Origin of the sequence: Embleya sp. NPDC008237, assembly GCF_042956465.1 — a bacterium.
In the GTDB taxonomy this organism is placed as follows: domain Bacteria; phylum Actinomycetota; class Actinomycetes; order Streptomycetales; family Streptomycetaceae; genus Embleya.
This window is the reverse complement of sequence record NZ_JBIBGL010000005.1, coordinates 433,640-450,640: the sequence shown is the minus strand read 5'-3', so window position 1 is coordinate 450,640 and position 17,001 is coordinate 433,640. Positions and strand designations below refer to the sequence as shown.

General features: G+C 71.8%; 13 protein-coding genes and 1 pseudogene. 12 read left to right on the top strand and 2 right to left on the bottom strand.

The window, feature by feature from the left end; translation table 11 throughout:
• The first annotated feature begins 77 nt into the window (after window positions 1-77).
• The 8 genes and pseudogenes from ACFZBU_RS15720 to ACFZBU_RS15685 all read left to right on the top strand — a co-directional run bounded on the left by ACFZBU_RS15720 (window position 78) and on the right by ACFZBU_RS15685 (window position 13,446).
• On the top strand, window positions 78-2,639 hold the full coding sequence (locus ACFZBU_RS15720; RefSeq protein WP_391584110.1) for an ATP-binding protein: 2,562 nt from the start codon (window positions 78-80) through the stop codon (window positions 2,637-2,639).
• Window positions 2,632-5,652 carry an ATP-binding cassette domain-containing protein gene (locus ACFZBU_RS15715; protein ID WP_391584109.1) on the top strand — a complete coding sequence of 1,007 codons (3,021 nt, stop codon included), beginning with the start codon at window positions 2,632-2,634 and terminating at the stop codon, window positions 5,650-5,652. The genes ACFZBU_RS15720 and ACFZBU_RS15715 overlap by 8 nt, the downstream gene beginning before the upstream one ends.
• A gap of 3 nt (window positions 5,653-5,655) precedes the next feature.
• Window positions 5,656-6,609, top strand: a complete 954-nt coding sequence (locus ACFZBU_RS15710; RefSeq protein ID WP_391584108.1) for an alpha/beta hydrolase — start codon at window positions 5,656-5,658, stop codon at window positions 6,607-6,609.
• 605 nt (window positions 6,610-7,214) lie between these two features.
• A complete protein-coding gene (locus tag ACFZBU_RS15705; RefSeq protein ID WP_391584107.1) occupies window positions 7,215-9,149 on the top strand; it encodes a CocE/NonD family hydrolase in 1,935 nt (644 codons plus the stop codon).
• Window positions 9,150-10,101: 952 nt separating this feature from the next.
• A complete protein-coding gene (locus tag ACFZBU_RS15700; protein ID WP_391584106.1) occupies window positions 10,102-11,301 on the top strand; it encodes a methyltransferase domain-containing protein in 1,200 nt (399 codons plus the stop codon).
• Between the two features lie 371 nt (window positions 11,302-11,672).
• Window positions 11,673-12,158, top strand: a pseudogene (locus ACFZBU_RS15695) (BTAD domain-containing putative transcriptional regulator); the annotation flags it as partial.
• A 61-nt stretch (window positions 12,159-12,219) separates the two neighbouring features.
• A complete protein-coding gene (locus tag ACFZBU_RS15690) occupies window positions 12,220-12,801 on the top strand; it encodes a hypothetical protein (protein ID WP_391584105.1) in 582 nt (193 codons plus the stop codon).
• Window positions 12,802-12,873: 72 nt separating this feature from the next.
• Window positions 12,874-13,446: a hypothetical protein gene (locus ACFZBU_RS15685; RefSeq protein ID WP_391584104.1), complete on the top strand. Its 573-nt coding sequence runs from the start codon at window positions 12,874-12,876 to the stop codon at window positions 13,444-13,446.
• 97 nt (window positions 13,447-13,543) lie between these two features.
• On the opposite strand, the gene ACFZBU_RS15680 is transcribed toward ACFZBU_RS15685, so the two are convergent.
• Window positions 13,544-13,795 carry a hypothetical protein gene (locus tag ACFZBU_RS15680; protein WP_391584103.1) on the bottom strand — a complete coding sequence of 84 codons (252 nt, stop codon included), beginning with the start codon at window positions 13,793-13,795 and terminating at the stop codon, window positions 13,544-13,546.
• A 788-nt stretch (window positions 13,796-14,583) separates the two neighbouring features.
• Here ACFZBU_RS15680 and ACFZBU_RS15675 point away from each other — a divergent pair.
• Window positions 14,584-14,712: a hypothetical protein gene (locus tag ACFZBU_RS15675; protein ID WP_391584102.1), complete on the top strand. Its 129-nt coding sequence runs from the start codon at window positions 14,584-14,586 to the stop codon at window positions 14,710-14,712.
• On the opposite strand, the gene ACFZBU_RS15670 is transcribed toward ACFZBU_RS15675, so the two are convergent.
• The gene (locus tag ACFZBU_RS15670; protein ID WP_391584101.1) at window positions 14,706-15,116 is read right to left on the bottom strand and encodes a VOC family protein; all 411 of its coding nucleotides are present in this window, start codon (window positions 15,114-15,116) and stop codon (window positions 14,706-14,708) included. The two genes, ACFZBU_RS15675 and ACFZBU_RS15670, sit on opposite strands and share 7 nt — an antisense overlap.
• A 59-nt stretch (window positions 15,117-15,175) precedes the next feature.
• Here ACFZBU_RS15670 and ACFZBU_RS15665 point away from each other — a divergent pair, with 59 nt between their 5' ends.
• From ACFZBU_RS15665 to ACFZBU_RS15655, 3 genes are all read left to right on the top strand, one after another.
• A complete protein-coding gene (locus tag ACFZBU_RS15665; RefSeq protein ID WP_391584100.1) occupies window positions 15,176-15,616 on the top strand; it encodes a MarR family winged helix-turn-helix transcriptional regulator in 441 nt (146 codons plus the stop codon).
• Between the two features lie 228 nt (window positions 15,617-15,844).
• The gene (locus ACFZBU_RS15660; protein WP_391584099.1) at window positions 15,845-16,489 is read left to right on the top strand and encodes a hypothetical protein; all 645 of its coding nucleotides are present in this window, start codon (window positions 15,845-15,847) and stop codon (window positions 16,487-16,489) included.
• 102 nt (window positions 16,490-16,591) lie between these two features.
• Window positions 16,592-16,987 carry a cupin domain-containing protein gene (locus tag ACFZBU_RS15655; RefSeq protein ID WP_391584098.1) on the top strand — a complete coding sequence of 132 codons (396 nt, stop codon included), beginning with the start codon at window positions 16,592-16,594 and terminating at the stop codon, window positions 16,985-16,987.
• Window positions 16,988-17,001: the final 14 nt, after the last annotated feature.

The following is a 17,001-nucleotide window of genomic DNA, read 5'->3' as shown; positions in this document are numbered from 1 at the left end:
CACGGGCCGGACGTGGCGGCAACCACCCGCACGGCACGAAGTGACGGCACGCGAACCACGAGAAAGGCCGATCACATATGGACGGCGGCACCGCCGCACCCCAGCGCGACGACACCGCAGGCGAGCCGGGCAACCTGGCGGACCTCGCCGGTGCGGTCCTGGACGAATCACCTCGGGCCGGCGGGCGCACGTCGCCCGGCGGCCGGAAGTCGCCGCCGGCCCCGCAGAGCCCCGCCGCCGACGCCGACACCGCCGTCCCCGGCGTCGGCGGCGGTCCCGGCCCGGCCGGCGGGAAGCCGGCCACCGAACAAACGACCCTGCGGCAAGGGCTGCGCCGGGGCGGCACGTCCGTGTTCACGGTGCTGCTGATCCTGACCGCGCTCGACGAACTCGAAGGCGCCGCGCTCGCCGTGCTCGCCCCCGACATCCGGGACAGCCTGGGCGTGGGCAACGGCACCATCGTCTTCCTCGGCGTCGCCGCGGGAGCGTTCACCGTGCTCGGCGCGGTGCCGATGGGCTGGATCGCGGACCGCTTCCGGCGCGGTCCGGTGATCGGCATATCCACCGCGTTCTTTGCCCTGATGGTGTTCCTGTCCGGCTTCGCGACGAACGCGTTCATGTTCTTCTGGACCCGGTTCGGCGCGGGCGTGGCCAAGTCCAACAGCGGTCCCGTGCAGGGATCGTTGTTGGCCGACACCTACCCGATCGGGATCCGCGGCCGACTCGGTGCCTCGATCGGCGTGTCCGGTCGGCTGTGCGCGGTGCTCAGTCCGCTGGTGGTCGGCGGCATCGCCGCGGCGGTCGGCGGGCCCGACGGCTGGCGATGGGCGTACTACCTGCTCGGCCTGCCGGTCGTGATCTTCGCCGCGTTCGCGTTCTTCCTGCCCGAACCCCCGCGTGGGCAATGGGAGAAGACCGAAGTGCTCGGCGAGGTGATCGAGGACGAGAACCCGCCGCCGATCTCGATCGAGGCGGCGTTCGCCCGGCTGGGGCGGATCCGCACCCTCAAGACGGTGATCCTGGCCTTTGCGGCGATGGGCTTCGGCCTGTTCACCACACCCGTGCTGGGAAACCTGTTCCTGGAACAGGAGTACGGCCTGGACGCGTTCGACCGCGGCCTGGTCGGCACCGCCGGCGGCATCGGCGGACTGCTCGTACTGCCGTTCATCGGCCGCTACTACGACCGCCGCTTCCGCGAGGACCCGGCGCAGGCGCTGCGCCTGATCGGGTTGTTGATCGTGCCCTCGGCGCTGTTCGCGCCGCTGCAGTACTTCTCGCCCAACCCGGTGCTCTACACCGTCTTCGGCGTGCCGCAGATCGTGCTGCTGTCGTGTGCGTTCGCGCTGATGGGCCCGCTGATGCAGACGATCGTGCCCTATCGGCTGCGCGGCCTGGGCACCGCGATGGCGTCCATCTACGTGTTCTTCATCGGTGCCACCGGCGGTGGGCTGGTCTCCGCGCCGCTGATCGACAGCTTCGGCCCGCGCACCGCGGTGCTGATCACCCTGGTTCCGGCGACCGTGATCGGCGGCCTGCTGATCATGCGCGGCGCCGGGTACGTGCGCGACGACCTCGCGCTGATCGTGGCCGAACTGCACGAGGAACACGAGGAGCACGAACGCCGGCAGGCCGAACCCGATCGCATCCCGGTGCTCCAGCTCAACCATGTGGACTTCTCCTACGGCCAGGTCCAGGTCCTGTTCGACGTCGGCTTCGAGGTTCGGCGCGGCGAGGTGCTGGCCCTGCTCGGTACCAACGGCGCCGGCAAATCGACCATCCTGCGGGCGATCGCCGGTCTGGCCACTCCCGAACGCGGGGTGATCCGACTGGGGGGCCGTACGGTCACCTTCGTCGCGCCGGAGCAGCGCATCCGGCTGGGCATCGTGTCCTTGGCGGGCGGCGCGGGCGTGTTCCCCGGGATGAGCGTGCGGGAGAACCTGGAGATGGGCGCGTACATCCACCGCGGCGATCCCGAACAGGTGCGGACCCGGATCGAGCGGTCGCTCGCGCTGTTCCCGCAACTGATCGAGCGGGCCGACGAGCCGGCCTCGGCGCTGTCCGGCGGGCAACAACAGATGTTGGCGCTGGCCATGGCGCTGTTGCACGACCCCGAGGTGCTGTTGATCGACGAACTCTCGCTCGGCCTGGCGCCGGCGATGGTGGCCGAACTGCTCGCGGTGATCGAGCGGTTGAAGGCCGAGGGCCTCGCGATGATCGTGGTGGAACAGTCGCTGAACGTGGCGATGTCGATCGCCGATCGAGCGATCTTCCTGGAGAAGGGCCGGATCAGGTTCGAGGGGGCGGCGGCGGATCTGGCCGAACGCGACTTCGTTCGGGCGGTGTTCCTGGGTGGTGATGCGGGGGTGGGGGACCCGGGCGGGGATGACGCGGGTGACACGGACGGGGCGCACGGGGCGGACGAGGCCGCCGGCGAGAGCGATGGTGTGGGTGTGGGTGCGGGTGCCGTGGTCGGCTCCGGGGCCGGGCCCGGGTCCGGCGCTTCCGGGTCGGGCTCCGGTTCCGGTTCCGGCGGGACCGTAGGACCCGCTGTGGGATCCGCCGGACCCGTAGGACCCGTTGATTCCGCCGGACCTGCCGGACCTGCCGGAGCCGCCGGAAAGGGCGCCGACCATGGCTGACCTGATGACTCGCCAGATCGCCTTCGACGGGCTGGTCAACGGCCTCGCGATCGGTCTGATCGCACTGGGCATCGTGCTGGTGTACCGCGCCGGCAGGGTGATCAACTTCGCGGTCGGCAACCTCGGTGTGATCGGTGCGGCGCTGCTGCCGCTCGCGGTGATCAACTACGGGGTGCCGTTCTGGGCCGCCCTGATCGGCGCCCTGCTGGTCGGTACGCTCGCCGGCACCATCGTCGAACTGGCGGTGATCCGTAGGTTGTTCCATTCGGCGCGGGTGACCGTACTGATCGCCACCATCGGCGTCGCGCAGGCCTGCGTGGCGGCGGTGCGGGCGCTGCCCGACGTGGACGGCGCGGTTCGTGCGAGCTACCCGGTGGCGATCACCTCGCAGTGGGAGATCGCCGGAGTCCGGGTGACCGGCGCCCAGGTCTGTGTCCTGGTCGTGGTCCCGGTCGTGGCCGGCGCGCTGACCTGGTTCCTCGGCCGGACCACCCAGGGCCGCGCGGTCACCGCGTCCGCCGAGAACCCCAACCTGGCCCGTACGGTCGGGATCAGCCCCAAGATCGTGTCCACCGTGGTCTGGACCCTGGCCGGTCTGCTCTCGACCCTCGCGATGATCCTGATCGCGGGCCAGTCCGGCCGGGTCGCCGCCACCGCCGACCTGGGCCCCAACACCATGGTCCGGGCGATGGCCGCCGCGGTCATCGCGGGCCTGACCTCGTTTCGCTGGTCGATGCTGGCCGGTGTCCTGATCGGCGTACTCCAGGCGGCCGTTCGATTCAACTTCGTCGAACAGACCGGACTGGTCGACTTCCTGCTGCTGTGCGCGGTGGTCACCGCGGTGTGGGTGCGCGCCCGGCGCGACGCCCGCACCGACGGTCGCGGCGACGTACGCGCGTTCGCCACCGGACCGCGTCCGGCCCCGATCCCGGAACGGCTGCGCGGCATCTGGTGGATCCGGCACCTGAACCGGCTCGTTCTGGTCGTACCGCTCCTGGTCGCCGTACTGCTGCCGCTCGTGGTCACCCAGGCCTCCCGGCACCTGCTCTACGGCACGATCCTGGCCTTCGCGATCTGCGCCTGCTCGCTCACCGTGCTCACCGGGTGGGCGGGGCAACTCTCGCTCGGCCAGATGGCGTTCGCCGGTCTGGGTGCGCTCACCACGGCCGCGCTCACCCGGGGTGTCTCGATCGACATCGGCGCGGACCGCACGATCGCCTTCCAGGCCCTGCCGTTCGCGCTCTCCGCGCTGCTCGCCGCGCTGGTGACGGCCGCGCTGGCGGCGATCGTCGGCGCCGGCGCACTGCGGGTGGACGGCATGCTGCTCGCCGTCAGCACCTTCGCACTCGGCGTCGCCGCGGCCGGCTACCTCTACCGGCGGCCGTTCCTCACCGACGGCAACGCGTCCTCGGTGCCGCTGCCCAGAGGCGACCTGCTGGGCCTCGACCTGTCCGACGAACGCACCTACTACTACGTGCTGTTGGCCGTCCTGATCGTGATCCTGGCGCTGATCGCCCGGTTGCGCGCGCACGGCACCGGGCGGCGCACCATCGCGGTGCGCGACAACCCGGAGGCGGCTGCCGCCTGCACCGTCGCGCCGCTGCGTACCAAGGTCACCGCGTTCGCGCTGTCCGGGGCGATCGCCGGACTCGGCGGCGCGCTGCTCGCGGGCAGCGTGCAGAGTGTGCCGCTCACCGAACGTTTCTTCCAGGTCTCGGATTCATTGACCCTGGTGGCCATCGTGGTGATCGGCGGCCTCGGGTCCACCGTCGGCCCGGTGATCGGGTCGGTGTGGGTGGTCGGACTGCCCGCGTTCTTCCCCGGCAACTCGCTCGTGCCGATCTTCGCCTCCAGCATCGGACTGCTGGTATTGCTCCTGTACTTCCCGGGCGGACTGACCCAGATCGCGAACGCGGCACGTGCGGCGCTGCTGCGCTGGGCCGAAGGGCGGTTGCCGGCGGAAACCGGGCCGCCGACGCCTGCGCCGAAACCGGAACGCCCCCTGCGGGTTCGCGAGCGGACCGAGACGCCCGCGGCCTCGACCGATGCCCCGGTACTGGTCACCCGCGAGGTGTCGGTGCGCTACGGCGGCAACACCGCGGTGGATTCGGTGTCGATCCAGCTGCGTCCCGGCGAGATCCTCGGCCTGATCGGCACCAACGGCGCGGGCAAGTCCACACTGCTCAACGCGATCGGCGGATTTGCGCCGGCGACCGGAACGGTCGAGCTGCTCGGCCGGGACGTCTCGCGCCTGGCCCCCGCCCGGCGGGCCGCGCTCGGCCTCGGCCGGACCTTCCAGGCGGCCCGGCTGTTCCCGGAACTCACGGTGCGGGAGACGGTATTGGTCGCACTGGAAGCGCGCCGCCGCTCCGGGGTGTTGTCCACCGCACTGCTCCTGCCAGCCGCCACTCGCGCGGAACGACACCGACGGACCGAGGCGGCCGATCTGATCGACCTCGTCGGCCTGGGCCGCTACGCGGACACACCGGTGGCGCAACTGTCCACCGGCACCAGGCGGATCGTCGAACTGGCCAACCTGATCGCGCTGGACGCACGGGTGTTGTGCCTGGACGAGCCGACCGCGGGCGTTGCGCAACGCGAGACCGAGGCACTGGGTCCGCTGCTGCTGCGACTGCGCCGGGAACTGGACGCCGCGATGATCGTGATCGAGCACGACATGCCGTTCATGATGTCGATCAGCGACCGGCTGTACTGCCTGGCCGCCGGACGGGTGATCAGCGAGGGTACGCCGGAACAGGTGCGCACCGACCCGGCCGTGATCGCCGGCTACCTCGGCACCGACACCCGCGCGATCGACCGGTCGGGGGCGGCGACGGCGGGGGGCGGTACCGCGGTCTCCCGTGCGGCCGGGGCCGACCCCGACGGTGATCGCGACCCCCATGGTGATCGCGACCCCGACCGTGATCGCGACTCCGATCCCGGCCCCGGAGCCAAGTCCGAGCCAATCCCCGCCCTGTCGCACCCCGTGCCCGACCCCGTGATGGAGAACTGACCCATGCCCCTGGACCCGCCGATTCAGCGCATCATCGACCTGCTGGCCGCCCACCGCGACACGAACGAGCCACCGGGGACCCTGGAGGAGCGGCGCAAGCTCGCGAACGCGACCATGCGGCTGGCCTTCACCGGCCGGCCCGACGACGTGACCGCCACCGACCACCGGGTGCCGGTCGCGGACGGCGAGATCACCGTCCGGATCCTGCGACCGGCCGGGCTTCCCGCCGTCGCCCCGATGTTCTACTTCATCCACGGCGGCGGCTGGTTCCAGGGCGACCTGGACACCGCCGAGGTCGAACTCGGACCGATCACCTCGCTGGTGTCCTGCGCGGTGGCCCTGGTCGACTACCGGCTCGCACCCGAACACCCCTATCCCGTACCGCTGGAGGACTGCGTCGCGGGCTACGCCTGGCTGCACGCCAACCATGCCGAACTCGGCCTGGACCCCGAGCGCATCGCGGTCGGCGGGTGCAGCGCCGGCGGCAACCTGGCCGCCGCGCTCTGCCTGGTCGCCCGGGATCGCGAACTGCCGATGCCGTGTGCCCAGTTGCTCGACGTACCGTGCCTGGACCTGACCGAGATGGACACCGATGCCGACCCCGAGGCGATCCTCGACTTCGGTGGTCTGACCCCCGAGGCGTGCAACGAATTCTTCGACCTCTACCTGGCCGGCGTCACCGACCCGCGCGACCCCCGGGTCTCGCCGCTGTACGAACCCGACCTGAGCGGCCTGCCGCCGGCCGTGATCACGGTCGCCGAATACGATCCGGTCCGCGACCAGGGCGAACGCTACCTGACCCGGATGCACGAAGCGGGTGTTCCGGGCGCGGCATTCCGGGTGCTGGCCCACCTGCACGGCGGTTGGGTCATTCCCGGCACCATCACGCACGCCCTCGTCGGCGACCTTCGCGCGGCCTCCGTGCGCAGGGCGCTCACCGGGACACTCGCACCCTGACCGTGGCGCACGTCCGCTGGCCGTAGTGCGTGCCCCGACCGTGGCGCACGTCCGCCGACCGTGGTGCGTGCCCCGATTGCGGCGCACGTCCGCCAACCGGAGACCCGGGCCCGCCCCCGACCGGGGCGCCGGCCCGCCGACCCACCCCTCGAACGGTCGTTGTCGAACGTCGCGTGGCCCTACCGCAGTTCGTTCTCCGGAAGACCGGAGCGCTCGGCGGCACGGCCCACCCGACGCCCGATACCGACGCTGCCGCCGGCCGGCCCCCGGGCCGTGCCGCCACGCGGCCATCCCGGCACGCCCACCTCGCGGCCGTGCCCGCCCTGTGCCGTCGGGCCCACCCGGACCCGACGCGACCCGATGACCGACCCCATCCATCCCACGACCCATCCCACCCATCCCACGACTCATCCCGCCTATCCCACGACTCATCCCGCCTATCCCACGACCCATCCCGCCTATCCCGCTCATCCCGCCCAACGCAGTTCGCGCCACCGTCCCCTTGCATTGCGTGATCCTTGGAGGTCAGGGTGTCCGTCCACAGACCCGTCCACATCCCCCCGCAACGAACAGCGGCACGCAGAGCGGCCCGCCGACGCGTCGGCGTGGCCCTCGCCTCGACCCTCGCCCTGCTCGCCGCGCTGTTCGGCGCGGTACCGGCGAGCTCGACGCCCGCCGCCGCGACGCCGCTCGTGCAGGGCAGCGTCGCGCAGTACGGCATCGTCAAGCAGCAGAACCTGCCGGTCACGATGTCCGACGGCACGGTCCTGCGCGTCGACGTCTACACACCGGCCGTCGCCGGCACCACCACGCCCGCCGCCGGCTCGTTTCCGGTGCTGCTGACCCAGACCCCGTACGGCAAGGGCTCCACCGAGGCCGAGCTGTCCTGGTTCGTGCAGCGCGGCTACATCGCGATCGCCGCGGACGTGCGCGGCACCGGCACCTCCAACGGCTCCTGGTCGCCGTGGGCGCCCAAGGAGGGCCAGGACGGCGCCGAACTCGCCGCCTGGGCCGCCCAGGTGCCGCACTCCGATGGCAAGGTCGGCCTCAACGGCGGCTCCTACGCCGGCATCAACCAGATCATGACCGCCGCGTCCGTCGGCCCGAACTCGCCGGTCAAGGCGATCTTCCCGCTGGTGGCCGGCAACGACCTGTACCGCGAACTGGCCACCATGGGCGGGATCCCGGACGCCGAGTTCATGTCCTTCTGGCTGACCTACACCGGCATCTCGCACATGACCGCACCGCTGGCCGAGGCACTGCGCCAGGGCTCGACGCAGAACATCCTGGACACCCTGACCCTGGAGCTGCAACACCTCGGCGGCGTCGCCTCGGCCAACCTGCCGATCCTGACCGGCCTGCTCGGCGGCGGTGAACAGGCGTACGACGGCACGTTCTGGCAGCAGCGCCGTCCCGCGGACATGCTCGCGGGCGTGGTCGCCAACGGCGTACCCGCGTTCCTGGTCGGCGGCTGGTACGACCTGTTCCAGCGCGGCGCGTTGATGAACTACGCCGGTCTGCAGAACGCGTGGGCGGGCCGTCCGGTCGGCGCGCCGATGATCGCCGGCCAGCCGGTCACCGACCGCTACCAACTCCTGATGGGCCCGTGGTACCACGACCCGCGCCAGGACCCGACCCTGGATCTGCCGGCCCTGCAACTGCGCTGGTACGACAAGTGGTTGAAGGGCATCGACACCGGCATCACCGGCAGCGCGAACCCGAACCCGCTGCACGTCAAGGAACTGGGCGGCAACCGCTGGCTGGACACCCGCAACTACCCGTTCACCGGCGCCGATCCCACCCGCCTGTACCTGGACCGGGGTCGCACCGGCAGCGCCCCGGCCTCCGCGAACGACGGCCTGCTCACCCCGACCGCGCCGACCGGCAACGGCAGCGAGTGGATCAGCTGGACCACCAACAACAGCCCGTGCACCCGCTCGACCGCACAATGGCTCGGCGGCTTCATCAAGGACCCCGCCTGCACGGACAGCAACACGGCGCGGGAAACCGGTTCGAGTTCGCTCGTCTACACGACCGCCCCGCTGACCGAGACCAAGGTGCTCGCCGGCCCGATCGGCGCCACCCTGTACGCGCAATCCAACACTCCCGAGACGCACTGGGTGGTCACCGTCACCGACGTGGCCCCCGACGGCTCCTCCGTCCCGCTCAGCTCCGGTGCCCTGGCCGGCTCCCACCGCGCCCTGGACCCGGCCCGCACCTGGTACGCCCCGGACGGCACCACCCTGATGCCGTACCACCCGTCCACCCAGACCACCACGACATCCGTACAGCCGAACCAGATCACCCGCTACGACATCGAGGTCTTCCCGACCTTCGCCTCGATCGCCCCGGGTCACCGAATCCGGGTGAACATCACCACGGCCGACACCCCGCACCTGGCCGCGACCCTGACCCAGACCCCGGGCCTCCTGGCCGGCATCTGGCAGGTGAAGTCGGGCCCGGCGAACCCGTCCTCGGTGACGATCCCGCTGGCCGCACCCACGGCCTTCGGCACCCCGTGCACGAGCGTCTGCCCCTGATCGGGTAACCACTGCCGCGAAGTTCGTGTGCGGGCGCCCGGCCGGGGATGCACATCCCCGGCCGGGCGCCCGCCTGCGCCGCCGCTGTTGCGCCGGGGCGGGTCAGTCATGTCGACGGTGTCGGCGTCGGTGAGGACCGGGTCCTCCTGGTGCTCCGTAGCGCGACAACGGCCTTGTCGATGTCGGGCGTTTGTGGCCTGGGTTGCCTGGGCTGCCCGGGCGGCGTGGCGATCGCGGGTTGATGGAGCCCGAGACGGGATGGGGTCCACCAGTTCGACGGGTCAGTTCGTACGGATCCGGCGACGGGCGGCTCCGTCCGGCAGGCTCCGTCCCGACGTGGCAGCCGCCACGCGGAGGCCCCGCCAAGTCGGCCGGTACTCCGCGGTGTCGCGACGGCATGGGCGGCGGTGGGCGGCCCGGGCGTCGAACGCGCCAACCACGCCGATCCACCGGTTCGACATCGCTTGCTCGTACATGTCGGGCAGGAGCGCCGTGTCCGAGGGCGTCAGATGGGCGAGATAGACGCCGGCGGACACCTTTGAGATCGGTGACGATGGGTCAATTATGCATGACTGATAGTGATTGACGGGTTGTGTATGTCGCCCGTACGGTGAGAGAGCAGATCTCCCCCGAATCAGGCCATACCCGCGAGCACTACCGGCGCGACGTGCGCTCAAAAGCGCCTTCGACACCGTCCGCCGCGTCGACTTCGTGCCCGCCCGATTCCGGGCTTGGCGCAGCGAGAGCGGATACACGCCCAATGCCCAAGGCTCACCCACCGCGGCGGCTCCGAGTCGGGACGTCGTCACCGAGGAAGGAACGGCATGGGAAATCACGGTGGCCCACCGGCAGACGACGAGCGACCCGTCAGCCCCAAGGATCGGAAGCCCTCGAACCCCACTCCCGACAGCCCTCCGGCCCCCGGCGGCGGCGATCATCGTAGGGACGACAAGTGACGGCGCCGATCGCCGAACTCCTCACCCTGGCCGGGACCATGCCGCCCGGCTGGGAGCAGGCGTTCGCCACCGTCCGGCGGGCCGACTTCGTCCCCGACCGCATCTGGCCCTTCCGTGACGGCGGCTACGAACGAGCCATCGACCGCGACCGTGATCCGGATGCCTGGCTTGCCGCCGTCGAGGACGACATCCCGCTCGTGACTCAGTGGGACGACGGCGCCCACACCGGCGACGAACCCGGTGAACTCGCCACCTCGTCCTCGTCCGCGCCCACCGTCGTTGCCCTCGAACTCGCCGTGCTCGACCTGGCCGACGGCATGCGCGTACTCGAGATCGGCACCGGGACCGGCTGGACGGCCGGGCTTCTGGCCGCGCGCGGCGCCAATGTCACCACCATCGAAGTCGACCCCGTGCTCGCCGCCCGGGCCCGGGACGCGATCGACCGCACTCGATACGCCGCGAGCATCACCGTCATCACCGGCGATGGTGCACTCGGCCACCCCCCGCACGCCCCGTACGATCGCGTCCACGTCACCGCAGGGGTCCGCAGCATCCCTGCCGCGTGGATCGATCAGGCCGCGTCCGGCGCCACAGTCGTGATGCCCTGGGGCACCGACTACAACCCCCACGACCAAGTCGTCCACCTGACCGTCACCGGCAACCAGGCACACGGTCGCTTCCGGGGTGGGCTGTCCTTCATGAAACTGCGCGCCCAGCGCGCCGAGTACCCGAACGTCCACTGGCCCGGCACTTGGAAACGCACCGCTCGCGCATCGACCCCCGCCCTGACGATCGCCGACGTCGCCGGTGCCACACACCGGGCCGCGGAGTTCGTCATCGGCCTCATGGTCCCCGACTGCATGCCCGACATCCGGGACGACGGCCGGATGTACCTCTACGGATGGGACGACGCCGGCGAACCCTCCCTGGCCGAGGCGGTATTCCCCGAGGACGGCATTCCCGTCGTCCACCAGACCGGAACCCGCGACCTGTGGAGCGAGGTCGAGGCTGCCCACGCCTGGTGGACCGCTGTCGGCCGACCGGAGGCAGAGCGATTCGGGCTGACCGTCACCGTGGACGGCGGCACGGTGGAACAGCGCCCGTGGTATGAGGCACCCGACCGCGAACTGCCTTCCCGCACCGGAATGCCCGGTGACGCCTTTCTTCGGGCCACTACTCGGCGGATAGGTGGGTAACGCGCCTCGGTAGATGCCGGGGGCTCGGGGCCGGCCAGTCGCACAGGTTCTGCCGGACGCCCGCGTGGCCCGACCGCGGCGTGGTCGGCGAAGGAGGATCGTAGGGACGCCCGGGTCGCCAGGGCCGGTTCCGCCGGGTAGGCGGCGAATCGTGGGACCCGTCCGTGGCGGCGACGTCAGGGGCCGTTCTGCCGACCCTTGACGTGGGACGAGCGGACGAAGCAGCACCCCCGACGTGTGATCGCACGTTCCGCGATACCTCGATCACGCGTCGTCGCCGCGATGGTTCGTCGTGGCCGCAGTAACGCCGATCCCGCTCCGCGAGCCCACCGCCCACCGGCCCCGGATCGGGGTTCTGCGATCCTGGCCGGATGCAGGTTGGGTTGCTTGGCGGGGTGCGGCCTCGGGGCGATGACGGTGTGCCGATCGAGGTCGGTGGGGTGCGGTTGCGCATGTTGCCGGCCCGGCCGGCGTTGGACGCGGGTCGGGTCTTGTCGGTGGACGCGCTGGTGGACGGGCTGCGGGGGGCGGAGCCGCTCGCGGATGCCGGGAACGCGGTGCAGACGTTGGTGTCGCGGCTGCGCAAGGTGTTGCGGCCGGCCGGCGTGTCGGTGGACCTGGTCGGCGGCGGCTATCGGCTCGGCATCCGGGCCGAGGACGTGGACGCGCATCGGTTCGAGGAGCCGGCCGCGCACGGGCGCCGCGAGTTGGCCGCGGACCGGCCGGACAAGGCGGCCTCGGCCCTTGTCGAGGCCCTCGCGTTGTGGCGGGGGCCGGCGCCGGCGGACCTGGCGGAGGCGCCGTTCGCCCGGGCGGTCGCGGCGCGGTTGCACGGGTTGCGGGTGGACGCGGCCGAGGACCGCTTCGAGGCGGAGCTGCGGTTGGGCCGGCATGCCGAGGTGCCGGCCGATCTGAGGGGTGACCCGGCATCAGGCGTACCGGCGCGGGCGGGTGTGGTTCGTGCCGTTGGCCGGCGTCGGCACGCCCGACGGAGTGGCCGACGCGGTGTTGTCCGCGCTCGGCTCGTGGGATCTGCGCTCCTCGGACGGTCGGCCGCGCCGGACCGGCACCGCGCTGGAGCGGATCGCCGAACTGCTCGACGTCGGTGCGGCGGTGCTGATCCCGGACAACTGCGAGCACCTGGTCGACGCGGCGGCGGAGCTGACGTACCGGCTCCTGGACCGGTTGCCGCAGTTGACCGTCGTCGCCACCAGCCGAGAGCCGCTGGGCATCACCGGCGAGGCGCTGTGCCGGGTCGGCCCGTTGCCGGTGCCGACCCTGGTCGGCGACTCGGCCGCGGACCTTGCGGCGGCGGCGGACGCGGCGTCGGTGCGGCTGTTCCCGGATCGGGCCGGCGCGGTGTGGCCGGGGTTCGTGCTCGATGCCGGCACGCTCGGCCCCGTGGTGGAGATCTGCCGACGGCCGGACGGCATGCCGCTCGCCCTGGAATTGGCCGCCGCGCGGCTGCGCGCGATGAGCGTCGAGCAGATCGCCCGGTGACTGGACGACAGGTTCCGCCTGCTCGCCTCGGGCAGCCGGGCCGGGCCGCCGCGTCGGCGCACGTTGCATGCGGTGGTCGAGTGGAGCTGGGATCTGCCGGCCGAGCCGGAACAACTGCTCGCCCGGCGACTGTCGGTGTTCCCGGGCGGCGCGACGGTGGCCGCGCCGGAGACGGTGTGTGCCGACGAACTGCTGCCCGTGGACGATGTGTTCTACGTCCTCGGCTCGCTGGTGGAGAAGTCGATCGTGGACGCGGTCGGGGACGGCGAACCGCGCTACCGGATGTTGGAGACGGTGCGCGCCTATGCGGCCGAGCAGTTGTTGCCGGCCGGTGAACAGGCCGGGTTCGCGGCCCGGTTCGAGCGCCACTTCCTGGCGCTCGCGCACGAGCAGGACCCGCTCCTGCGCACATCCGCGCAGTTGGAATCGCTCGCGCTGTTGGATGCGGAGTACGACAACCTGATGGCCGCGCTGCGGGCGTTCGTGGACGCCGGGCAGGCGGTGGATGCGGCCGGGTTCGCCGATGCGTTGTTCTGGTACTGGGGGATACGCGGGATCGGTGCGCCGTTCGAGACCATCGTGCCCGAGGTGTTGCGCTTCGGTGACGCGCTGCCCGAGCACGCGCGGGCCGCGTTCGCCGTGTGATGCGCCTGTTGGCCGGGATCGGCGCGCCGCGGCTCGCGGACGGCGAGGAGCTGCGTTCGCTGCTCGAAGCCTGCGCCCGGACCGACGTGTTCGGGCATTACCCGGCGCTCGTGGTGGGGCTGCCGCCGGCCGCGTTCCTGTCCGGGAACACCGAGGCGGGCGAGCGCGAACTGGCCCGGATGGCGTCCGGGTCGGATCCGTGGGTCCGGGCCTGCTCGCACTGGGTGACGGACTTCGTGCACACCGATCGTGGTGACTGGGAGGCGGGGGCGAGTGCGCGGGCCGAGGCGCCGGCCGGGTTCGCGGCGGTCGGCGATCGGTGGGGTCTGGCGACGGCGCTGATGGCCATCGGTGCGCACCACTCGATTCGCGGCGAACACGAGCCGGCGATCGCCGCGTTCGAGCGGGCGGTCGCGCCGGCGAGCGAACTGGGTGCCGCGGACGACGCGTCGCTGTACCGGGGTACGCTCGCCGCCGAGCGCATGCGGGCGGGCGACCTGGCCGGCGCGCGGAGCGAACTGGCGGCCGCGGAGCGGCAGGCGAGGACGCGCGGGCATCGCTATCTGGAGCTCGCGGTACTCTCCGGCCGCTCCGAACTGCACCGCAGAGTCGGGGAGTTCCCGGACGCCGAGAAGATGCTCGACCGCCTGGAGGCGCTCGCCGAAAGCCTGTCGCTGCCCGCCGAGATGGTCGGCGACATGCTCGCCCAGGGGCGGTTGGCCACCCTCCTCTCGGCGGCCGAGGAGGGTCTCGACCCGGCGTCGACGGATGGCATGCACGAGATCGACGCGAGGGCGTCCGGTGCGCCGGATCGGGCCGACCCGGTGTCCTTCGGCACCGCGACGCGGGTCGACGCCGGGGCCTCCGCGCACATCGATCGGGCCGACCCCGGGGCCTCCGCCCGCGTGGATCGAACCGACCTGCTCGCGCGGGCCCGGAAGTTGTTGCCCGCCACCTCCGCCGCGGCGGTCGCCCGTCGCGATCCGGCCGACGTCGCGCCGACGGCGGAGTTGCTCGCCGCGGTGTTGCGGTGGGAGGGGGATTCGGTCGGCGCGGCCGAGGTGCTCGGGCTGAGTGCGGCGTTGCGCGGGATCTTCGACGCGGGCAGCCCGGCTGCGATTGCCGGTGGACCGGCTCGTGGCGACCCTGGGCACGGCGGGCTGCCGCGAGGCGTACGAGCGCGGCGCCGCGCTGCCCCGGGAACAGGCCCCGAGCGCCGTATTGGCCCGACTCGAACCGGTCACCGTGCCGAACGCGCCTCAGTAGGACTGGAGTTCGAGCAGGGTGCCGGCCGGATCGCGGACGTGGGCGGTGTGCAGGCCCTCGCCCCAGGCCGGGCGGTGGGTGGGCGGGGTGACCGGCTGTGCGCCGTGCGCCAGACACAGTGCGTACGCCGTGTCCAGGTCGGCGACCCGGCTGACGAACATCGTGTGGTCCTGCACCGGCGCGGGGGGCTCGCCGGGCAGGTGGCCGGCGCCCACCACCTCGGCCATCGCCGTGCGGTCGAACAACATCAGCACGCCCTCGGCGCCCACGTCCCAGCTCGCGTAGGGACCGTGCGCGGCGCCGCGGGTGCGGGTGGCGCCGATCAGTTCGGGCAGGACGGCGTCGTAGAAGCGGAAGCAGTCGGCGAAGCGGTCGACCAGAAGGCGGGGGTGCAGGGCGTCCATCCGAACTCCGAAATTCGTAGGTGAGAACCAATCATTGGTCGGAGCCTATAGTAGTCGCCATGAACGAGACCGCGCCGCCGACGCTGACCGCGCTGACCACCTACCTGCTGTCCCGGGTCGGCAAGACCGCCCGAGGCCGGCTCGCCGACCGCCTCGCCGACAGGGGGCTGCGCCTGTGGCACATGGCCGTGCTCGCCGCGCTGGCCGACTTCGGTCCGCATGCGCAGCGTGACCTGGCCGCCCGGCTGGCCATCCACCCCAGCGACGTGGTCAAGGTGCTCGACGAACTCGCCGTCGCCGAATGGGTGGAGCGGGTGCGCGACCCGACGGACCGCCGTCGCGTCCGGGTCAGTCTCACTGCGGCCGGCCGCATTGCCCTGGCCGAGTTGGAGGCGGATGCGCGCGAGGTCCAGGATCGACTGCTGGAGCCGTTGAACGCCTCCGAACAGGGCGTCCTGAACGAGCTGTTGCTTCGGGTGCACGGGCAACTCCCGTACTGAGCAGGCACATCGGGTCCGGCGGCGGCCGGGTCGACGGTCGGAGGTCGGCGGTCGACGCGGCCGGCCGATCGGAGTGGCATCTGCCGGCTGTATGCCCATTGTTGAGTCGCAAATGCAAGCCGATCCGCGAGGTCGGTGCAGAGATGTATTTTGTGTTCGGACCCTTCGGCATGGGCATGATCCGGAACGGTGGCCGAACGGGTGATCACGCGATCGGAAGGAGCGGCGGTGAGCGATCGCGAGATCCGGGAGGTCGGGCTGGACGGGGAGTTGACCAGGGTCGCCGGGACCGAGGTGCGAATCGTCGTCGACGGCATCGCGGCCTGGGGCATCGAGTGGGTCGACGGCCCGACGGTGGATCGTATGCGCGGACACGTCGCCGCCGTGCGCACCGCGCGACGCCGTGTCGCGCCCCCCGAGCATCGGCTCGCCTACCGTCGCCGGCAGAGCCCGCGGGCGTGGGCCGCGCGAGCGATAGCCGTGCTGCGGGACGCGAACTCGGCCCGCGCGGTGGCGGCGGGCGCGGCGTTGCGCCGCAATCATCCGGCCGCACAGGGTTGGCGGGCCGGCGGCCTGACACCCGAGGACCACGCGCTCCTCGACCTGGTCCAGCGGTTGTCCGAGGGCATCGCCGACCCCGAGCGCGCGGACCGGCCGGAGGACGAGCCGCTGATCCGTCGACTGCTCGACGAGGGCGACCACTCCAAGGAAGCGATGTGCAGGCTCCTCAACGACGGCTCCGACGGCCCGGACGGTCCGGGTATCGGTAGCGGTCCGGGCCTCCGCCTCCGCCTCGGCCTCGATGGCGGAACCACCGAGAAGCCGCGTGAACGGGCGCGGTTGCGGCTGGTCCAGGGGGGCTCCGGGCGCTGAGTACGGCAGCCGGCCGCCGCGTGGGCAGCGGATCGGGTGCGGGGTGTCGGCGGGTTGGAAACGTACAAGACGCGCGCCCGAGCGATGGTCGAGAATCGGGTCATGGAGATCAAGCCCGTCAACCTCACCGAAGCACTGGCGACCTTCGAGGACGTGTACAGCCCTCGGATCGTGGCCCGAATGAACGACTACGACGTGCGCATCGCCCACACTCTGGGTGAGCACGTGTGGCATGTACACGAGGACACCGACGAGTTCTTCCTCGTCCTCGACGGGCGGTTCGACATCGCACTGCGGAAAGCGGACGGCGGCGAACACACGGTGGTGCTGCGCAAGGGAGACACCTTCGTGGTGCCCAAGGGCACCGAGCACAAGCCGTCGTCGCCGGGCGGCTCCATCCTGATGTTCGAGCCCACGGGAACCTCGACCACGGGGGACCGGCACCTGGGCGAGATCCCGGACCACGTGGACAGCACCACCGGCCACCGACTGGCCTGACGACGCCCGACGCG